Source organism: Streptomyces sp. JLBJ103 (genome assembly GCF_058215575.1).
Genome location: NZ_CM177089.1, coordinates 2,164,891 through 2,179,032, shown reverse-complemented (window position 1 = coordinate 2,179,032; position 14,142 = coordinate 2,164,891). Strand labels below are relative to the sequence as shown.

The 14,142-nt window shown below is 73.4% G+C and carries 11 protein-coding genes; 9 read left to right on the top strand and 2 right to left on the bottom strand.

Annotated elements, in window-relative coordinates; all coding sequences use genetic code 11:
• Nucleotides 1-30: 30 nt before the first annotated feature.
• On the bottom strand, nucleotides 31-1,011 hold the full coding sequence (locus AC4BEG_RS09275) for an LLM class flavin-dependent oxidoreductase (protein WP_490705416.1): 981 nt from the start codon (nucleotides 1,009-1,011) through the stop codon (nucleotides 31-33).
• Nucleotides 1,012-1,243: 232 nt separating this feature from the next.
• On the opposite strand from AC4BEG_RS09275, the gene AC4BEG_RS09270 reads away from it, so the two are divergent.
• From AC4BEG_RS09270 to ftsY, 5 genes are all read left to right on the top strand, one after another.
• Nucleotides 1,244-1,669: a YqxI family protein gene (locus tag AC4BEG_RS09270; protein WP_490705415.1), complete on the top strand. Its 426-nt coding sequence runs from the start codon at nucleotides 1,244-1,246 to the stop codon at nucleotides 1,667-1,669.
• Nucleotides 1,670-1,810: 141 nt separating this feature from the next.
• On the top strand, nucleotides 1,811-2,098 hold the full coding sequence (locus AC4BEG_RS09265) for a hypothetical protein (protein ID WP_490705414.1): 288 nt from the start codon (nucleotides 1,811-1,813) through the stop codon (nucleotides 2,096-2,098).
• Nucleotide 2,099: 1 nt separating this feature from the next.
• Nucleotides 2,100-4,811, top strand: coding sequence for a sensor histidine kinase (locus tag AC4BEG_RS09260; protein WP_490705413.1), 2,712 nt, complete (start codon nucleotides 2,100-2,102; stop codon nucleotides 4,809-4,811).
• Nucleotides 4,801-5,469 (top strand): response regulator, encoded by a 669-nt coding sequence (locus AC4BEG_RS09255; RefSeq protein ID WP_490705412.1) that lies wholly within the window; start codon nucleotides 4,801-4,803, stop codon nucleotides 5,467-5,469. Before AC4BEG_RS09260 ends, AC4BEG_RS09255 begins: the two co-directional genes overlap by 11 nt.
• A gap of 33 nt (nucleotides 5,470-5,502) precedes the next feature.
• Entirely contained in the window at nucleotides 5,503-6,729 is a 1,227-nt protein-coding gene (gene ftsY / locus AC4BEG_RS09250; protein ID WP_490705411.1) for a signal recognition particle-docking protein FtsY, read from the top strand.
• Nucleotides 6,730-6,838: 109 nt separating this feature from the next.
• Here the strand turns inward: ftsY and AC4BEG_RS09245 are convergent, their stop codons facing one another.
• Nucleotides 6,839-7,510 carry a bifunctional DNA primase/polymerase gene (locus AC4BEG_RS09245; RefSeq protein WP_490705410.1) on the bottom strand — a complete coding sequence of 224 codons (672 nt, stop codon included), beginning with the start codon at nucleotides 7,508-7,510 and terminating at the stop codon, nucleotides 6,839-6,841.
• A 445-nt stretch (nucleotides 7,511-7,955) separates the two neighbouring features.
• On the opposite strand from AC4BEG_RS09245, the gene nsdA reads away from it, so the two are divergent.
• From nsdA to AC4BEG_RS09225, 4 genes are all read left to right on the top strand, one after another.
• Nucleotides 7,956-9,482 (top strand): transcriptional repressor NsdA, encoded by a 1,527-nt coding sequence (gene nsdA / locus AC4BEG_RS09240; RefSeq protein WP_490707034.1) that lies wholly within the window; start codon nucleotides 7,956-7,958, stop codon nucleotides 9,480-9,482.
• Between the two features lie 210 nt (nucleotides 9,483-9,692).
• The gene (locus AC4BEG_RS09235) at nucleotides 9,693-10,994 is read left to right on the top strand and encodes an ammonium transporter (protein ID WP_490705409.1); all 1,302 of its coding nucleotides are present in this window, start codon (nucleotides 9,693-9,695) and stop codon (nucleotides 10,992-10,994) included.
• On the top strand, nucleotides 10,991-11,329 hold the full coding sequence (locus tag AC4BEG_RS09230) for a P-II family nitrogen regulator (RefSeq protein WP_176180413.1): 339 nt from the start codon (nucleotides 10,991-10,993) through the stop codon (nucleotides 11,327-11,329). Before AC4BEG_RS09235 ends, AC4BEG_RS09230 begins: the two co-directional genes overlap by 4 nt.
• A 139-nt stretch (nucleotides 11,330-11,468) precedes the next feature.
• On the top strand, nucleotides 11,469-13,988 hold the full coding sequence (locus AC4BEG_RS09225) for a [protein-PII] uridylyltransferase (protein ID WP_490707033.1): 2,520 nt from the start codon (nucleotides 11,469-11,471) through the stop codon (nucleotides 13,986-13,988).
• The last annotated feature ends 154 nt before the right edge of the window (nucleotides 13,989-14,142 follow it).

Genomic DNA, 14,142 nt, shown 5'->3' with positions numbered 1-14,142 from the left:
CCGCTCCTCGCACAGGAGAGCTGCCCCGTCTCAGTCCTTGAGGCGGGGCAGTACTCGTTCCGCGAACAGCCGCAGCGAACGCCAGCCCTCCGCCACCGGCATCCCGCCGCACAGCGGATGCAGCACCAGGCTCGTGAGTCCCCGCGACGCATGGGCCACACACTCCTCGGGCGTGACCACCCGGTAGACGCCCTCCTCGCGCAGCGCCGCGGTGTCCCGGGCTCGGGAGCGCACCGCCGAACGCTGCCCCTCCGGCTGCCAGGACGCGTAGGTCCGTGCCTCGTGCAGCAGATGACGGCCGTACTCCGCCCAGACCCGGTCCGGATCCTCCGCCACATGCAGCAGCGCAGTGGTCTCCGGTGGCATCAGACACCAGCCCTCGGTGCCGTACTCCGCCCGCCGGGCGTGGAAGTACGCCTCCAGCTCCGGCAGATGGGCGCTGGGGAAGAACGGCAGGCCCAGCCGGGCCGCCCGGCGCGCCGCGGCCCGGGAGCCGCCGCCCACCAGCAGCGGCGGATGCGGCCGGGTGGACGGGCGCGGGGTCACCCGCACCGTACGGCCCCGGTAGCTGAACGGCTCGCCCGTCCACGCGGCGAGCAGCGTCTCCAGCGCCTCGTCCTGGAGCGCCCCGCGCCGCGCCCAGTCCCGCCCGTGCGCCGCGTACTCCTCCGGGCGGTAGCCGATCCCGGCCACCGTCACCAGCCGTCCGCCGCTCACCAGGTCCAGCACCGCGATGTCCTCGGCCAGCCGCAGTGGGTCGTACAGCGGGGCGATCAGGGCGGAGAGCGTCACCGTGATCCGCCGGGTCGCGCCGAGCACCGCGCCCGCGAACACCAGCGGCGCGGGCAGCCAGCCGTCGGCGGACCCGTGGTGCTCCTCGGTCTGGACGGTGCTGATGCCCCGCTCGTCGGCGTAGGCCGCCATCTCCAGGGCGGCGCGGTAGCGGCCGGACAGGGAGCCGGGGGCGGCGGCGGGATCGACGAGATTGAGCCGTACGACCGTGACGGGCATGGCGGATCTCCCCTTCGTCCCGGGCGGCGCTCCGGGGGAGTGCGACCGTAGCTGACGGCCCGTCAAATATCCATCGCCGTACGGCGGACGGGAGATCCGACTGCGCCCGCCCCGCACACGGGCAGGCCGGGACGGATGACTCATGCGCCTGGGACGCGGGGCGGCCCATCGTGGACACGGCCCGCTCCGCGGGCCGTGTCCCGCACACACCCCGCAACCCAAGGAGCGGCGCGTGACGATCAGCACGGGGGAATCACACCTCATCACCGGGCCCGACATCGACGATCTGATCGTCCGGGTCGGGCGCAACGGCACCGGCACTCCGGAGGGCGACGCGGCACTCGAGGCCGAACTCGAAGCCGCCCGGGCCTTCCTCTGCTCCCCCGGGGACCCCGACCCCGCCGTGGCCCGGCTGGTCCGGCAGCGGCTGGTGGTGATCGCCCTGCGCCATGGCGGCGCACTGCTGGCCAAACTGCTGGCCCGGCTCAGCTCCCGGGAGACGGCCATGGTCCGCCGGTACGCCCACCGGCTCGCCCGATTCCTCGACTCGCTGGAGACCTGGTCCGTTCAGCCGATCATGCTCGCCCTGATGCGGATCGGCCTGTGCTACGCGGAGGCGGAGGACATCGCCGTCACCGTCCTGATGTTCGTGTGGTGAACCCCGCTCGCCCCCAACTCCCGCCGCCCTGAACGGAACGCGGGTGCTAGGAGGTCACCGGTTCGGGTGGGCCGGGGTTTCCTCGCACTTCAGCGCCGTGGCGACGGGTAGTGCACGGGGGCGAGAACAAGGAGATCGACCATGCGCCCTTCCCTGCCCCGCGCGACCCTCGCGCTCGGCCTGCTCGCTGGAGCCGTCCTGTGGAACGCCGCCGCCTCCCCGGCCACCGCGTCCGGGAGTACCTCCTGGCGCGAGGCGGGGCACTTCGACACCAGCGGGGCGTGTCAGCGCGCGGGCAGGGAAGGGCTCCGCAAGAACAGATGGGACGAGTACAAGTGCCGCCCCGGCCGCGGCGATGCGTACGTCACGCTGTGGGTGAGAGGCGGCCGGTCCCGCGCGGGAGCGCCGCATCACGCGCCCGCCCGCTGACATGAGGCGTGCCGCACTGCCCAAGGACCGGGCCGTCCAGGCCGCGGGCGGGGTGTCGGCGCTGTTCGTGGTGGTGCTTGCGGGCTGGCTCGCCGGGCTGCTGCGCGTCAACGACCAGTGGTTCTCGCTGACGTACCCGCGTCCGCGCGGCGCTGCCGTGCTGACCCGGGTCGCCGTCGGCATCCCCGTCCTCGGGGTCGGGGTGCTGCTGCTCGCCGAACGGTCCGCCCGGCGCTACGGCAGCGTGCTGCTGGTGGCTGGAGCCCTGTGGCTGCTGCCCTCCGCCGTGGGCGAGCTGCTGGGCATCGCCGACCTCGGCACCACCGGTGCCGTGGCGTCGCTGCTGCTGGCCGCGGGAAAGTTGGCCTGCCGCCCGCTGACCGTGCTGCTGCTGCCGCTGTGGCTGTTCCCGCGCGGTGCCCGTCGCCGGTGGCAGTGGTGGGCCATGAGCGTGGGCGCCTCCGCCTACTGGCTGGGTTACGCGGTGCTGTGGCTCATCAGCGAACCCCTGGTGGGCAGCGTCCCCAACCCCGCCTTCGGCACCGTGTGCGGACAGTGGGCCTTCGACCATCTGGGCACCTACGCCGAGGCCGAGCCCTGGGTGCTGCGCACCGTGTCCGTCGCCGTGACCGCCGCCCTGTGCTGGCACGCCGCCGACTCCCGCGGCGCCGAACGCCGCGACTGGGCCCTGCTGGCCGCCGCCTACCCCGCCTGTGTCTCCCTGCTGCTCACCGAATGGGGCGAGGGCATGCCCACCATCGTCGCCCGCACCGTGGGCAGCGCGGTCTGGGCCGCCGCCATCTGCCTCGGCGTCGCCCGCACCGGTATATGGCGGCTGGACCGCTCCACCAGCCACCGCCTCGCCCGCGCCTTCGTCCTCACCTCCCTGGCCGCCGTGGTCGTCTGCGCCGTGGTCGCCGTCCAAGCCGGGATCCCCTCCGTCCGCAGCGGCGCCACCACCCTCACCGCGGGCTGCGCCCTCGTACTGGGCTGGGCCCTGCGGCCCAGCGCCCGCTGGCTCACCCTCCGCGTCGAGCGCGCCTTCTACGGGCCGCGCGCCCGCCCGCACGAAGCCGTCAGCGCGCTGGCCGTACGCCTCCAACAGGCCCCGCACCCGGGCGAGGTGCCCCAGCAGATCTGCCGCAGCGCGGTGGAGGACCTCGGCGTCTCCGGCGCCGCCGTCAGCGTCGACACCCGCGCGGGACCACGGCGGCTGGCCGCCGCCGGAGCGCCGCTCACCGGCCCGGTGCAGACCTTTGTGCTGCGTCACCACGGCCGCCCCGTCGGCCGGCTCGAAGTCTCCCGCGACGCCTCCGGCACCCCCGCCGGACGCGACAGCGGGCTGCTCTCCCTCCTCGCCGACCAGGCCGCCCCCGCACTCGCCGCACTGCGCCTGGCCGAAGAGGCCCAGGCGGCCCGGGAACGGCTGGTGCTCGCCCGCGAACAGGAGCGCCGCCGGCTGCGCCGGGAGATCCACGACGGCCTCGGCCCCCAACTCGCCGCCGTACGGCTGCGCCTGGACATCGCCCACACCTCCTGCGACCCCGGCCATCCCGCCCGCTCCCAGCTGTGCGAGGCCGCCGAGACACTCGCCGAAGCCCTGGTCGAGGTGCGCCGGATCACCTCCGGGCTCGCCCCGGCCGCACTGGCCGACCGCGGACTGGCCGGTGCGGTACGGGACTTGGGCCACCGGCTCGGCGTCGACGGGCTGCGGGTCAGCGTGGGCAGCCGTCCCCTCGCCCTGCCGCCGCTGTCGCCCGGCGTCGAGACGGCCGCCTACCGCATCGCCGCCGAATCGCTGACCAACGCGGTACGGCACGCCCGCGCGCGCCAGGTGCACATCGAGCTGACCGCGGGCCCGGACACCCTCCAGGTGAAGGTCACCGACGACGGCAGCGGTCTGCGCGAGACCGCGGTCCCCGGCGTCGGCCTCGCCTCGGTGGCCGAACGCGCCGAGGAGATCGGCGGCTCCTGTACGGTCACCGGCTCGGCCACGGGCACAGTGGTGCACGCGGTGCTCCCGCTGGCCGGGCCCGGGGAGCACGGCAACCCCGAGGCCCACCGCAAGAAGACCACAGGCCACGAAAGCTGCGGCGCCCGCACCGCCACCCCGCCGGCCCCACCAGGGCCGCCACCATCGCGCTGGGCGCCCGCGCCACCGGCGGCTACGTCATCGCGCGGGGCGCCCGCGCCTTGGGGAGCCGCCGGGGCGCCGCCGCCGGAGCCCGCTCCGCCCGCGCCTCGGGCGGCACCCGAGAGGCCATCGGCGCCCCGCGCGGTCGCGTGGGAAGTGACCGCGCCGTCGGGCGAGCCCCTGCCTCCCGCGGGGCCGGTGCCCTCCGGACCGGCAGGACGCGCAGCCCACCGCGCGCCTGTGTCACCGGCACTCTGTCCACCGGGCCGCAGCCCCGCGCCGCCATCGCCCACCGGGCCGCCGCCCACCCGACCGGAGGGGTCGGCCCTGCCGCGGCCGTCGGCGCCCGAGGCGCCGTCGTCGCCCAGCGTCGCCGGGTGTCCCGCGCGGCGCGGGGTTTCGCCGGAAGCGACCGCGCCACCGGGGGAGCCGGTGCCTCGCGCCGAGACTGCGCCGCCCGGCGCGCCTATGGCGTCGCGCGAGCTTCCCGCGGCGGACGCGCACGCCGCGCGCGGGCATCCGGCGCACCCCATGAGTCCGTACCAGTCGGAGAGAGGACGCCGGGACCGTGACAGCTGACGTGGAGGCGCCGCAGTGGCGGGTGCTGCTGGTGGATGACCATCCGCTGTTTCGGGAGGGGCTGGCCGCGGCCGTCAATCTCGATGACGCGTTCAGCGTCGTCGGGCAGGCGGCCTGCGCGGACGAGGCCGTTGCCGAGGCGGCGCGGACCGGGGCCGATCTGGTCGTGATGGATCTCGGGCTGCCCGGGCGGTCCGGGCTGGAGGCGACGCGGCGGATCCTGTGCGGCCGTCCCGAAGCGCGGGTGATGGTCATGACGATGTCCGAGGACGACGACAGCCTGCTGGCCGCCGTGCGCGCCGGGGCGCGGGGCTACCTCCTCAAGGGCGCGGGGCGGGACGAGATCCTCAGGGCGCTGCACACCGTGGCGCGCGGCGGCGCGGTGTTCAGTCCGCGGATGGCCGAACGACTCGGGGTGCTGCTGGGTGCCTCCGCCTCGGCGTCCGCGAAGCAGGCGTTCCCCACCCTCACCGCGCGGGAGCGCGAGGTCCTGGATCTGCTGGCGCGTGGGCTCGGCTATCGCCAGATCGCCCAGCGGCTGGTGGTCACGGACAAGACGGTGCGCAATCACGTCGGGTCCATTTTCGCCAAGCTCCAGGTGCATGATCGCGCGCAGGCGATCGTACGTGCCCGGGAAGCCGGGCTCGGGGGCGAATGACTTCTCCGGCTCGTGGCTGATACTGGGTGCGTTATGGAATACGTCATCCTTGCCGTAGTCATCGCTGTGATCGCGGTCGCCGCGATCAGCGGGTTCGTGGTCACCAGCCGCAAGAAGAAGCAGCTGCCCACGGCCCCGCCGAGCAGCCCGTCCGTCACCGCGCCGCCCGCCGAACCGCATGTCGGCGAGGAGGCCGAAACCCCGCGTGAGGAACCGCGCAGGACCATCGAGGAGGTGGACCTGCCGGGGTCCGGCGCCCCGGCCGCGACGGCGGAGGCGCCCGCACCCGCCGTGCCCGAGGTCCCGCCGGTCGAGGTTCCGGAGCCGACCGCCGGACGGCTGGTCCGGCTGCGTGCCCGGCTGTCCCGCTCCCAGACCACACTGGGCAAGGGGCTGCTGACCCTGCTGTCCCGGGAGCACCTCGACGACGACACCTGGGAGGAGATCGAGGACACCCTGCTGACCGCCGACGTCGGCGTCACCCCGACCCAGGAACTGGTCGAACGGCTGCGTGAGCGCGTCAAGGTGCTCGGCACCCGTACCCCCGATGAGCTGCGCGGGCTGTTGCGCGAGGAGCTGCTGCACTTCATCGGGACCAGCGCGGACCGCAGTGTGCACACCGAGAGCGGTGTGGGGGCGAACGGCGAGGAGAAGCCGGGCGTCGTCATGGTCGTCGGCGTCAACGGCACCGGCAAGACCACCACCACCGGCAAGCTGGCCCGGGTGCTGGTCGCCGACGGCAAGTCGGTCGTGCTGGGCGCCGCCGACACCTTCCGCGCGGCCGCCGCCGATCAGCTCCAGACCTGGGGCGAGCGGGTCGGCGCCCGGACCGTCCGGGGCCCCGAGGGCGGCGACCCGGCGTCGGTCGCCTTCGACGCCGTGAAGGAAGGCATCGCCGAGAGCGCGGATGCCGTCCTGATCGACACCGCGGGTCGGCTGCACACCAAGACCGGTCTCATGGACGAGCTGGGCAAGGTCAAGCGGGTCGTGGAGAAGCACGGCGAGGTGGACGAGGTACTGCTGGTGCTCGACGCCACCACCGGGCAGAACGGTCTGGTGCAGGCGCGGGTCTTCGCGGAGGTCGTGGACATCACCGGCATCGTGCTGACCAAGCTGGACGGCACCGCCAAGGGCGGCATCGTGATCGCCGTCCAGCGCGAGCTGAGCGTACCGGTCAAGCTGGTGGGCCTGGGCGAGGGCGCGGACGATCTCGCGCCGTTCGAACCCGAGGCGTTCGTCGACGCGCTGATCGGCGACTGAGCGGGCCGGGGAGACCCCCAGGGGTTCCCATGAGCGCGGGGCGGACCGGAGAGTCTCCGGTCCGCCCCGCGCTCATGGGGCCCGGATGGCCGGAGCCGGGAGGAACGGCTCAGGCACCCGCGCGATGGCTCAGATAGGCGAGTGTGCCCAGGATCAGCCGGGCGTGCGGCGGACAGCCCGCGGTGTCCAGGGCCGGGGGGCGCAGCCAGCGGACCGGTCCGAGACCGCCGAGGTCGGAGGGCGGGGCGGTGATGTGGTCGCCCGGCCCCAGACAGCGCAGATCCAGCTCGGCGTCGTCCCAGCCCATCCGGTAGAGCAGCTCGGGGAGTTCATGGGCGGCGCCGGGGGCCACGAAGAACTGCGCGCGCCCGTGCGGGGTGACCGCCACCGGCCCCAGCGGCAGCCCCATCCGCTCCAGCCGGACCAGCGCGTGGCGCCCCGCGTACTCCGACACCTCCAGTACGTCGAACGCGCGGCCCACGGGCAGCAGGACGGCGGCGCCGGGGACCTCCTCCCACGCCGCCGCGGCGGCGTCGAGCGTCGCGCCCGCCGGGACGGGGGAGGCGAAGGAGAGCGGATGGGCGCCGGGGGAGGCGCAGTCGTCCGCCCCGCATGAACATTCGTTTCTGCCGGCACCCGTACCCCGCGCCGCCCGTGCGCCCGGTACCACGTCCCAGCCCCACAGACCGGTGTACTCCGCCACCGTCGTGGACTCGGACATACGGCCACGGCGCCGTGAGGCGGACCGCATGTCCCGGATACCGCCGATCGTGAAGCCCATGCTCCCTCCAACGGGTCGCGCACTCGATGGTTACGAGCAGGAGCGCGGTGATGACGCTCCGTCGCCGACGCTGGCGCGACGACGGTGCGCTCCGGTGTGACGAGGGTGGTGGGGTGCGACTCATGCGCCCCGGTGTGCACCCCTTCACCGCCTCCGGTCGCCCCGGTGTCAAGTGAATCGTGTGAATCGGCAAAGGGGTTCATTCGAAGGGGTGGCGAATGGTGGCGTTTTCGCGAACCGCCTCGCTGGAGGCGTGATCGTAGGATTACTTTGAGTGCATGAACCCTGGGCCCAGTGCTCGGTGGAGCACGGCCTGAGCATGGGCGGAGTGCGGATCGGTACATGCCAGAGGCATAAGGCGGTTCGCGTCCCCGACGGTTGATGAGCTGTATCGCGGGGACAACTGACCGTGACAGTAGGCATTCTGGTGGCGGTTCGGGAAGACATGTGGGATGGGGGCCTTCCAGTGGGCGACAGCGGCGGCGGTGCTGAGAAGCGTCCCAACGCGCAATTGGGGTCGTGGTTTGTGCGCAGCGGCTGGTCGAAGGGGGAGCTGGCGCGCCAAGTCAACCGCAGAGCGCGGCAGTTAGGTGCTCATCACATCAGCACCGACACCTCGCGGGTGCGCCGTTGGCTCGACGGCGAGCAGCCGCGCGAGCCGATTCCGCAGATTCTCTCCGAGCTGTTCTCCGAGCGCTTCGGCTGTGTGGTGGGCATAGAGGACCTCGGTCTGCGCACCGCCCACCGGTCACCTTCAGTGTCCGGAGTGGATCTTCCCTGGGCCGGGCCCGAGACGGTCGCGCTGATCGGTGAGTTCTCCCGCAGCGATCTGATGCTCGCCCGGCGCGGCTTCCTCGGCACCTCCCTCGCGCTCTCCGCGGGCCCCGCTCTGATCGAGCCGATGCAGCGCTGGCTGGTGCCCTCGCCCGCCGGTCCGGCCACCGGCGCGCACCCGGCGGACAGGACGCGCTCGCGGCGCGTCTCCCGGCTCTCCGAGCCGGAGTTGGAGCTGCTGGAGTCCACGATCAAGATGTTCCGCGCCTGGGACGCCCAGTGCGGCGGCGGGCTGCGCCGCAAGGCGGTCGTCGGTCAGCTCCACGAGGTCACCGACCTGTTGCAGGAGCCGCATCCGGACGCGGTGTCCAAGCGGCTGTTCAAGGTCGCCGGGGAACTGGCCGAGCTGGCCGGGTGGATGAGCTATGACATCGGGCTCCAGCCCACCGCCCAGAAGTACTTCGTGCTCGCGCTGCACGCCGCCAAGGAATCCGGGGACCGCCCGCTGGGCTCGTACATCCTCTCCAGCATGAGCCGTCAGATGATCCATGTCGGACGGCCCGACGACGCCCTGGAGCTGATCCACCTCGCCCAGTACGGCAGCCGGGAGAGCGCCACCCCGCGCACCCAGGCCATGCTGTACGCGATGGAGGCCCGCGCGTACGCCAATATGGGCCAGCCCAGCAAATGCCACCGCGCCGTGAAGATGGCCGAGGACACCTTCGCGGACTGCGCCGCGGGCGACGGCGACCCGGACTGGATCGGCTTCTTCTCCGAGGCCGAGCTCAACGCGGAGAACGCCCACTCCTACCGCGATCTCGCCTATGTGGCCGGACGCAGCCCCACCTACGCACAGCTCGCCGACCCCGTCATGCGCAGGGCCGTGCAACTCTTCGGCCAGGAGACCGACCACGGCGAGGGCGGCGGCCACCAGCGTTCGTATGCGCTCAATCTGATCGGCATGGCCACGGTCCACCTTCTCCAGAAGGAGCCCGAGCAGTGCGCGGCGATCGCGGACAAGGCGCTGCCGCTGGCCAAGCGGGTCCGCTCGGAGCGGGTGAACAACCGGTTGCGCAAGACCGTGGACACCGCGGTGCGCCAGTTCGGCGAGGTCCCGGAGGTCGCCGCGCTCAGTGACCGGCTGGTGACCATGCTGCCGGACACCCCCGAGGGAGCGGGCGCCACCCGGGCCGTCTGACGGAGCGCACCCCGAGGTGGCCGGACGGTAACGGAGCGATCGGACCCGGCGACGGCAGTTCATCGGCGCGTAACACTCCCGCGTCCTTCGTCACTGCCGTGAAACATCGAGTGGCATCGACTGAAACGGTGCTGCGCCAATCTCGTGGCGCATAACCGGCCCACTTGATGTTCTGCCCGCACGGGCCGTCGCTTCGAGGAGACGTCCACTTTGAATGGCGCAAATACCGCGTTCGTATTGATCAGCGCCGCGCTTGTGATGCTGATGACCCCTGGCCTGGCCTTCTTCTACGGCGGCATGGTGCGAGTGAAAAGCACCCTCAACATGCTGATGATGTCCTTCATCGCGCTGGGCGTCGTCTCCCTGCTGTGGGTGCTGTTCGGCTACTCACTCGCTTTCGGCGATGACATCGGCGGCGGACTGCTGGGTAATTTCGACCACATCGGCTTCAAGGGCATCGACCCGACGTCGCTGTGGGGCGAGAAGCCCGACGCCGTGCCGGTCCTGGCCTTCGCGCTTTTCCAGCTGATGTTCGCGGTGATCACCCCCGCGCTGATCAGCGGCGCCGTGGCCGACCGCGTCAAGTTCGGCGCGTGGACGGTGTTCATCACCCTGTGGGTCACCGTTGTCTACTTCCCGGTCGCGCACTGGGTGTGGCAGGCCGACGGCTGGCTGTTCAAGAAGGAAGTGATCGACTTCGCGGGCGGCACGGCGGTCCACATCAACGCGGGCGCCGCCGGACTCGCCCTCGCCCTGGTGCTCGGCAAGCGCATCGGCTTCAAGAAGGACCCGATGCGTCCGCACAGCCTGCCCCTGGTGATGCTGGGCTCCGGGCTGCTGTGGTTCGGTTGGTTCGGCTTCAACGCCGGCTCGGCCCTCGCCGCCAACGGGACCGCCGCCAACATGGCTTTCAACACCCAGATCGCCACCGGCGTCGCCATGCTCGGCTGGCTCGCCTACGAGCGCATCCGGCACGGCGCGTTCACCACGCTGGGCGCCGCCTCCGGAGCCGTAGCGGGCCTGGTCGCCATCACCCCCTCGGGTGCGGCGGTCGACCCCTGGGGCGCGATCGTGATCGGCCTCGTCGCGGGCGTCGTCTGCTCCTGGGCGGTGAGCCTCAAGTACAAGCTGGGCTTCGACGACTCGCTGGACGTGGTGGGCGTCCACCTGGTCGGCGGCGTCATCGGCACCCTCCTGGTCGGCGTCCTCGCCACCGACGGTGTCGGCGGCATGGCGCAGCTGGGCAAGCAGGCGCTGGGCGCCTTCACCGTGCTCGGCTACTCGTTCGTCGTCTCCTATGTCCTCGCCAAGCTCATCCACGCGACCATGGGATTCCGGGTCAGTGAGGACGACGAGGTCAGCGGCATCGACCAGGCGTTCCACGCCGAGACCGCCTACGACTTCAGCGGCGTCGGCGGATCACCCCGCAGTACGGTGCCGGCCGTCAGCCACTCCCACAGCGGCGCCGCCGCGCCGCAGAACACATCGCAGGACAAGAAGGTGGACGCGTGAAGCTCATCACCGCAGTGGTCAAGCCGCACCGGCTCGACGAGATCAAGGAAGCCCTCCAGGCGTTCGGCGTCCAGGGGTTGACCGTCACCGAGGCCAGTGGGTACGGACGCCAGCGCGGTCACACCGAGGTCTACCGGGGCGCGGAGTACACCGTCGACCTGGTGCCCAAGGTCCGTATCGAGGTGCTGGCCGAGGACGAGGACGCCGACGACCTCATCGAGGTCGTGGTCAAGGCCGCCCGCACCGGAAAGATCGGGGACGGAAAGGTCTGGAGCGTCCCCGTCGAGACCGCGATCCGGGTCCGCACCGGAGAACGCGGCCCGGACGCCCTCTGAGGGCCCGTACCGCCTCTTGCACCGACCGGACGCCAGCGCACAGGGAGCCGAGTTGACGGACAGCGTCGAGACCACGACGGACCGCGTCGAGAACACGACCCGTCCCGTCAAGAACACGACGAACACGACCCAGGGCTCGGTGCCCGGCGGCTACGCGGCGGCCCGGCTGCGACTCCTCCAGGAGGAGTCGCGGTCCGGGCCGCCGCGCCGTAGCGCGCTCGCCGAACTCACCGACCAGTGGCTCGCCGCGCTGCTCACCGCGGGAGAGCGGGCCGCCGGGACCGGCACGGGCGTCTCACTGGTCGCCGTCGGCGGCTATGGACGCGGTGAGCTGTCCCCGCGCAGCGACCTCGATGTGCTGCTGCTCCACGACGGCTCCGCGGACCGCGGCGCCCTCGCCGCCCTCGCCGACCAGGTCTGGTACCCGGTCTGGGACATGGGGCTCGCCCTCGACCACTCCGTCCGCACCCCCGAGGAGGCCCGGAAGACCGCGGGCGAGGACCTCAAGGTCCAGCTCGGGCTGCTCGACGCCCGGCATGTCGCGGGCGACCCGGCGCTCACCGCGGGCCTGCGCACCGCCGTCCTCGCCGACTGGCGGGCCCAGGCGCCCAAGCGGCTGCCCGAGCTGCACGAGCTGTGCCAGGAGCGCGCCCAGCGCCACGGTGAGCTGCCCTTCCTGCTGGAGCCCGATCTGAAGGAGGCGCGCGGCGGACTGCGCGACGCCACCGCCCTGCGCGCCATCGCCGCCTCCTGGCTCGCCGACGCCCCGCGCGAGGGCCTCGCCGACGCACGGCGGCGGTTGCTGGACGCCCGTGACGCCCTCCATCTGTCCACCGGCCGCGCCACCGACCGGCTCGCGCTCCAGGAGCAGGACCAGGTCGCCTCCGCTCTCGGACTGCTCGACGCCGACACCCTGCTGCGCCAGGTCTACGAGTCGGCGCGGACCATCGGCTACGCCGGCGACGTCACCTGGCGCGAGGTCGAGCGGGTGCTGCGCGCCCGCTCCGCGCCCCGGCCCCGGCTGCGCGGGCTGCTCGGCGGCCGTGGCGGCCGGGCCGCGGGTGCGGGTGCGGACGTGGGGGAGCGCAGCCCGCTCGCCGAAGGCGTCGTCGAACAGGACGGCGAGGTGGTGCTCGCCCGCACCGCACGCCCTGAGCGCGACCCCGTGCTCCCCCTGCGGGCCGCCGCGGCCGCCGCCCAGGCCGGGCTTCCGCTCTCGCTGCACGCCGTACGGCGGCTGGCCGCCGCCGCGCGCCCACTGCCGGTGCCGTGGCCGCCCGAGGCCAGGGAACAGCTGGTCACCCTGCTGGGCGCGGGGGAGTCCACGGTCGCGGTCTGGGAGGCGCTGGAGGCCGAGGGCCTGATCACCCGGCTGCTGCCGGACTGGGAGCGGGTGCGCTGCCGTCCGCAGCGCAACCCCGTGCACCGCTGGACCGTCGACCGTCATCTCGTCGAGACGGCCGTCCGGGCCAGCGCGCTCAGCCGCCGGGTCGGCCGCCCCGATCTGCTGCTGGTCGCCGCGTTGCTGCATGACATCGGCAAGGGCTGGCCCGGCGACCACTCGGTGGCCGGGGAGACCATCGTGCGGGACGTGGCCGCCCGCATCGGCTTCGACCGCGCCGATGTCACCGTGCTGGCCACCCTCGTCCGCCATCATCTGCTGCTGGTGGAGACGGCCACCCGCCGTGATCTGGACGACCCGGCCACGGTTCGGTCGGTCGCCGACGCCGTCGGGGGTCCCGTCACGCTGGAGCTGCTGCACGCCCTCACCGAGGCGGACGCGCTGGCCACCGGCCCGGCAGCGTGGAGCGCCTGGCGCGGCTCACTCGTCGCCGACCTGGTCAAGCGGGTCGCGGCGGTGCTGGCGGGCGAGCCCGGCGCGGATCGGACCGCCCCGCAGCAGACCACGGCCGAACAGGAGCGGCTGGCGATCGAGGCACGGCGCACCGGCGGCCCGGTGCTCGCCCTGCACGCCCGGTCCGAGGCGCTGCCGCCGGACGCGGCGGCGGCCGATGCCGACGGGGGTGATCAGCCGGGGCCGGAGCCGATCGGCGTCGAGCTGCTGATCGCCGTGCCCGACCAGCCCGGTGTGCTGGCCACGGCGGCCGGGGTGCTGGCGCTGCACCGGCTCACGGTGCGCGCGGCGGATCTGCGCGCCGTGGAGCTGCCGCCGGAGCTGGCCGGGGCGGGCGGCCCGACCGCGAACGGCTCGGGCCGGGGCGGTGACGTCCTGCTGCTGAGCTGGCGGGTGGCGGCCGAGTACGGCTCGCTGCCGCAGGCCGCCCGGCTGCGCGAGGACCTGATGCGGGCCCTGGACGGTTCGCTGGACATCATGGCCCGGCTCGCCGAGCGTGAGGCCGCGTACCGGAAGTACCCGCGCCGTCGCGGGGTGCACGCCCCGCCGCCGCGCGTCACGGTCGCCCCCGGCAGCTCCCAGCTCGCCACGGTGATCGAGGTCCGCGCCCAGGACGCGCCCGGCCTGCTGCACCGCATCGGCCGCGCACTGGAGGACGCTGGGGTGACGGTCCGCAGTGCCCATGTCAGTACGCTCGGTGCCAACGCCGTGGACGCGTTCTACGTCACCGATACGGCCGGAGCACCGTTGCAGCCCATCCGCGCGGCGGAGGTCGCCCAGGAGGTTCAGCGGGCGCTGGGGTAGCGGGCGCCGTGTGTGGCGCCGCTCCCGCCCCGCCGGGCGGTGGAGCCGGGCCCGGTGGCCGTGGTTCCGTACAGGGGCCCGTGAGGGGACGGGACCCCGGCGCGGCGGCCCTGGCACGGGGGCAGACCGTTCGCGCGGCGGGCGGATACCCTTG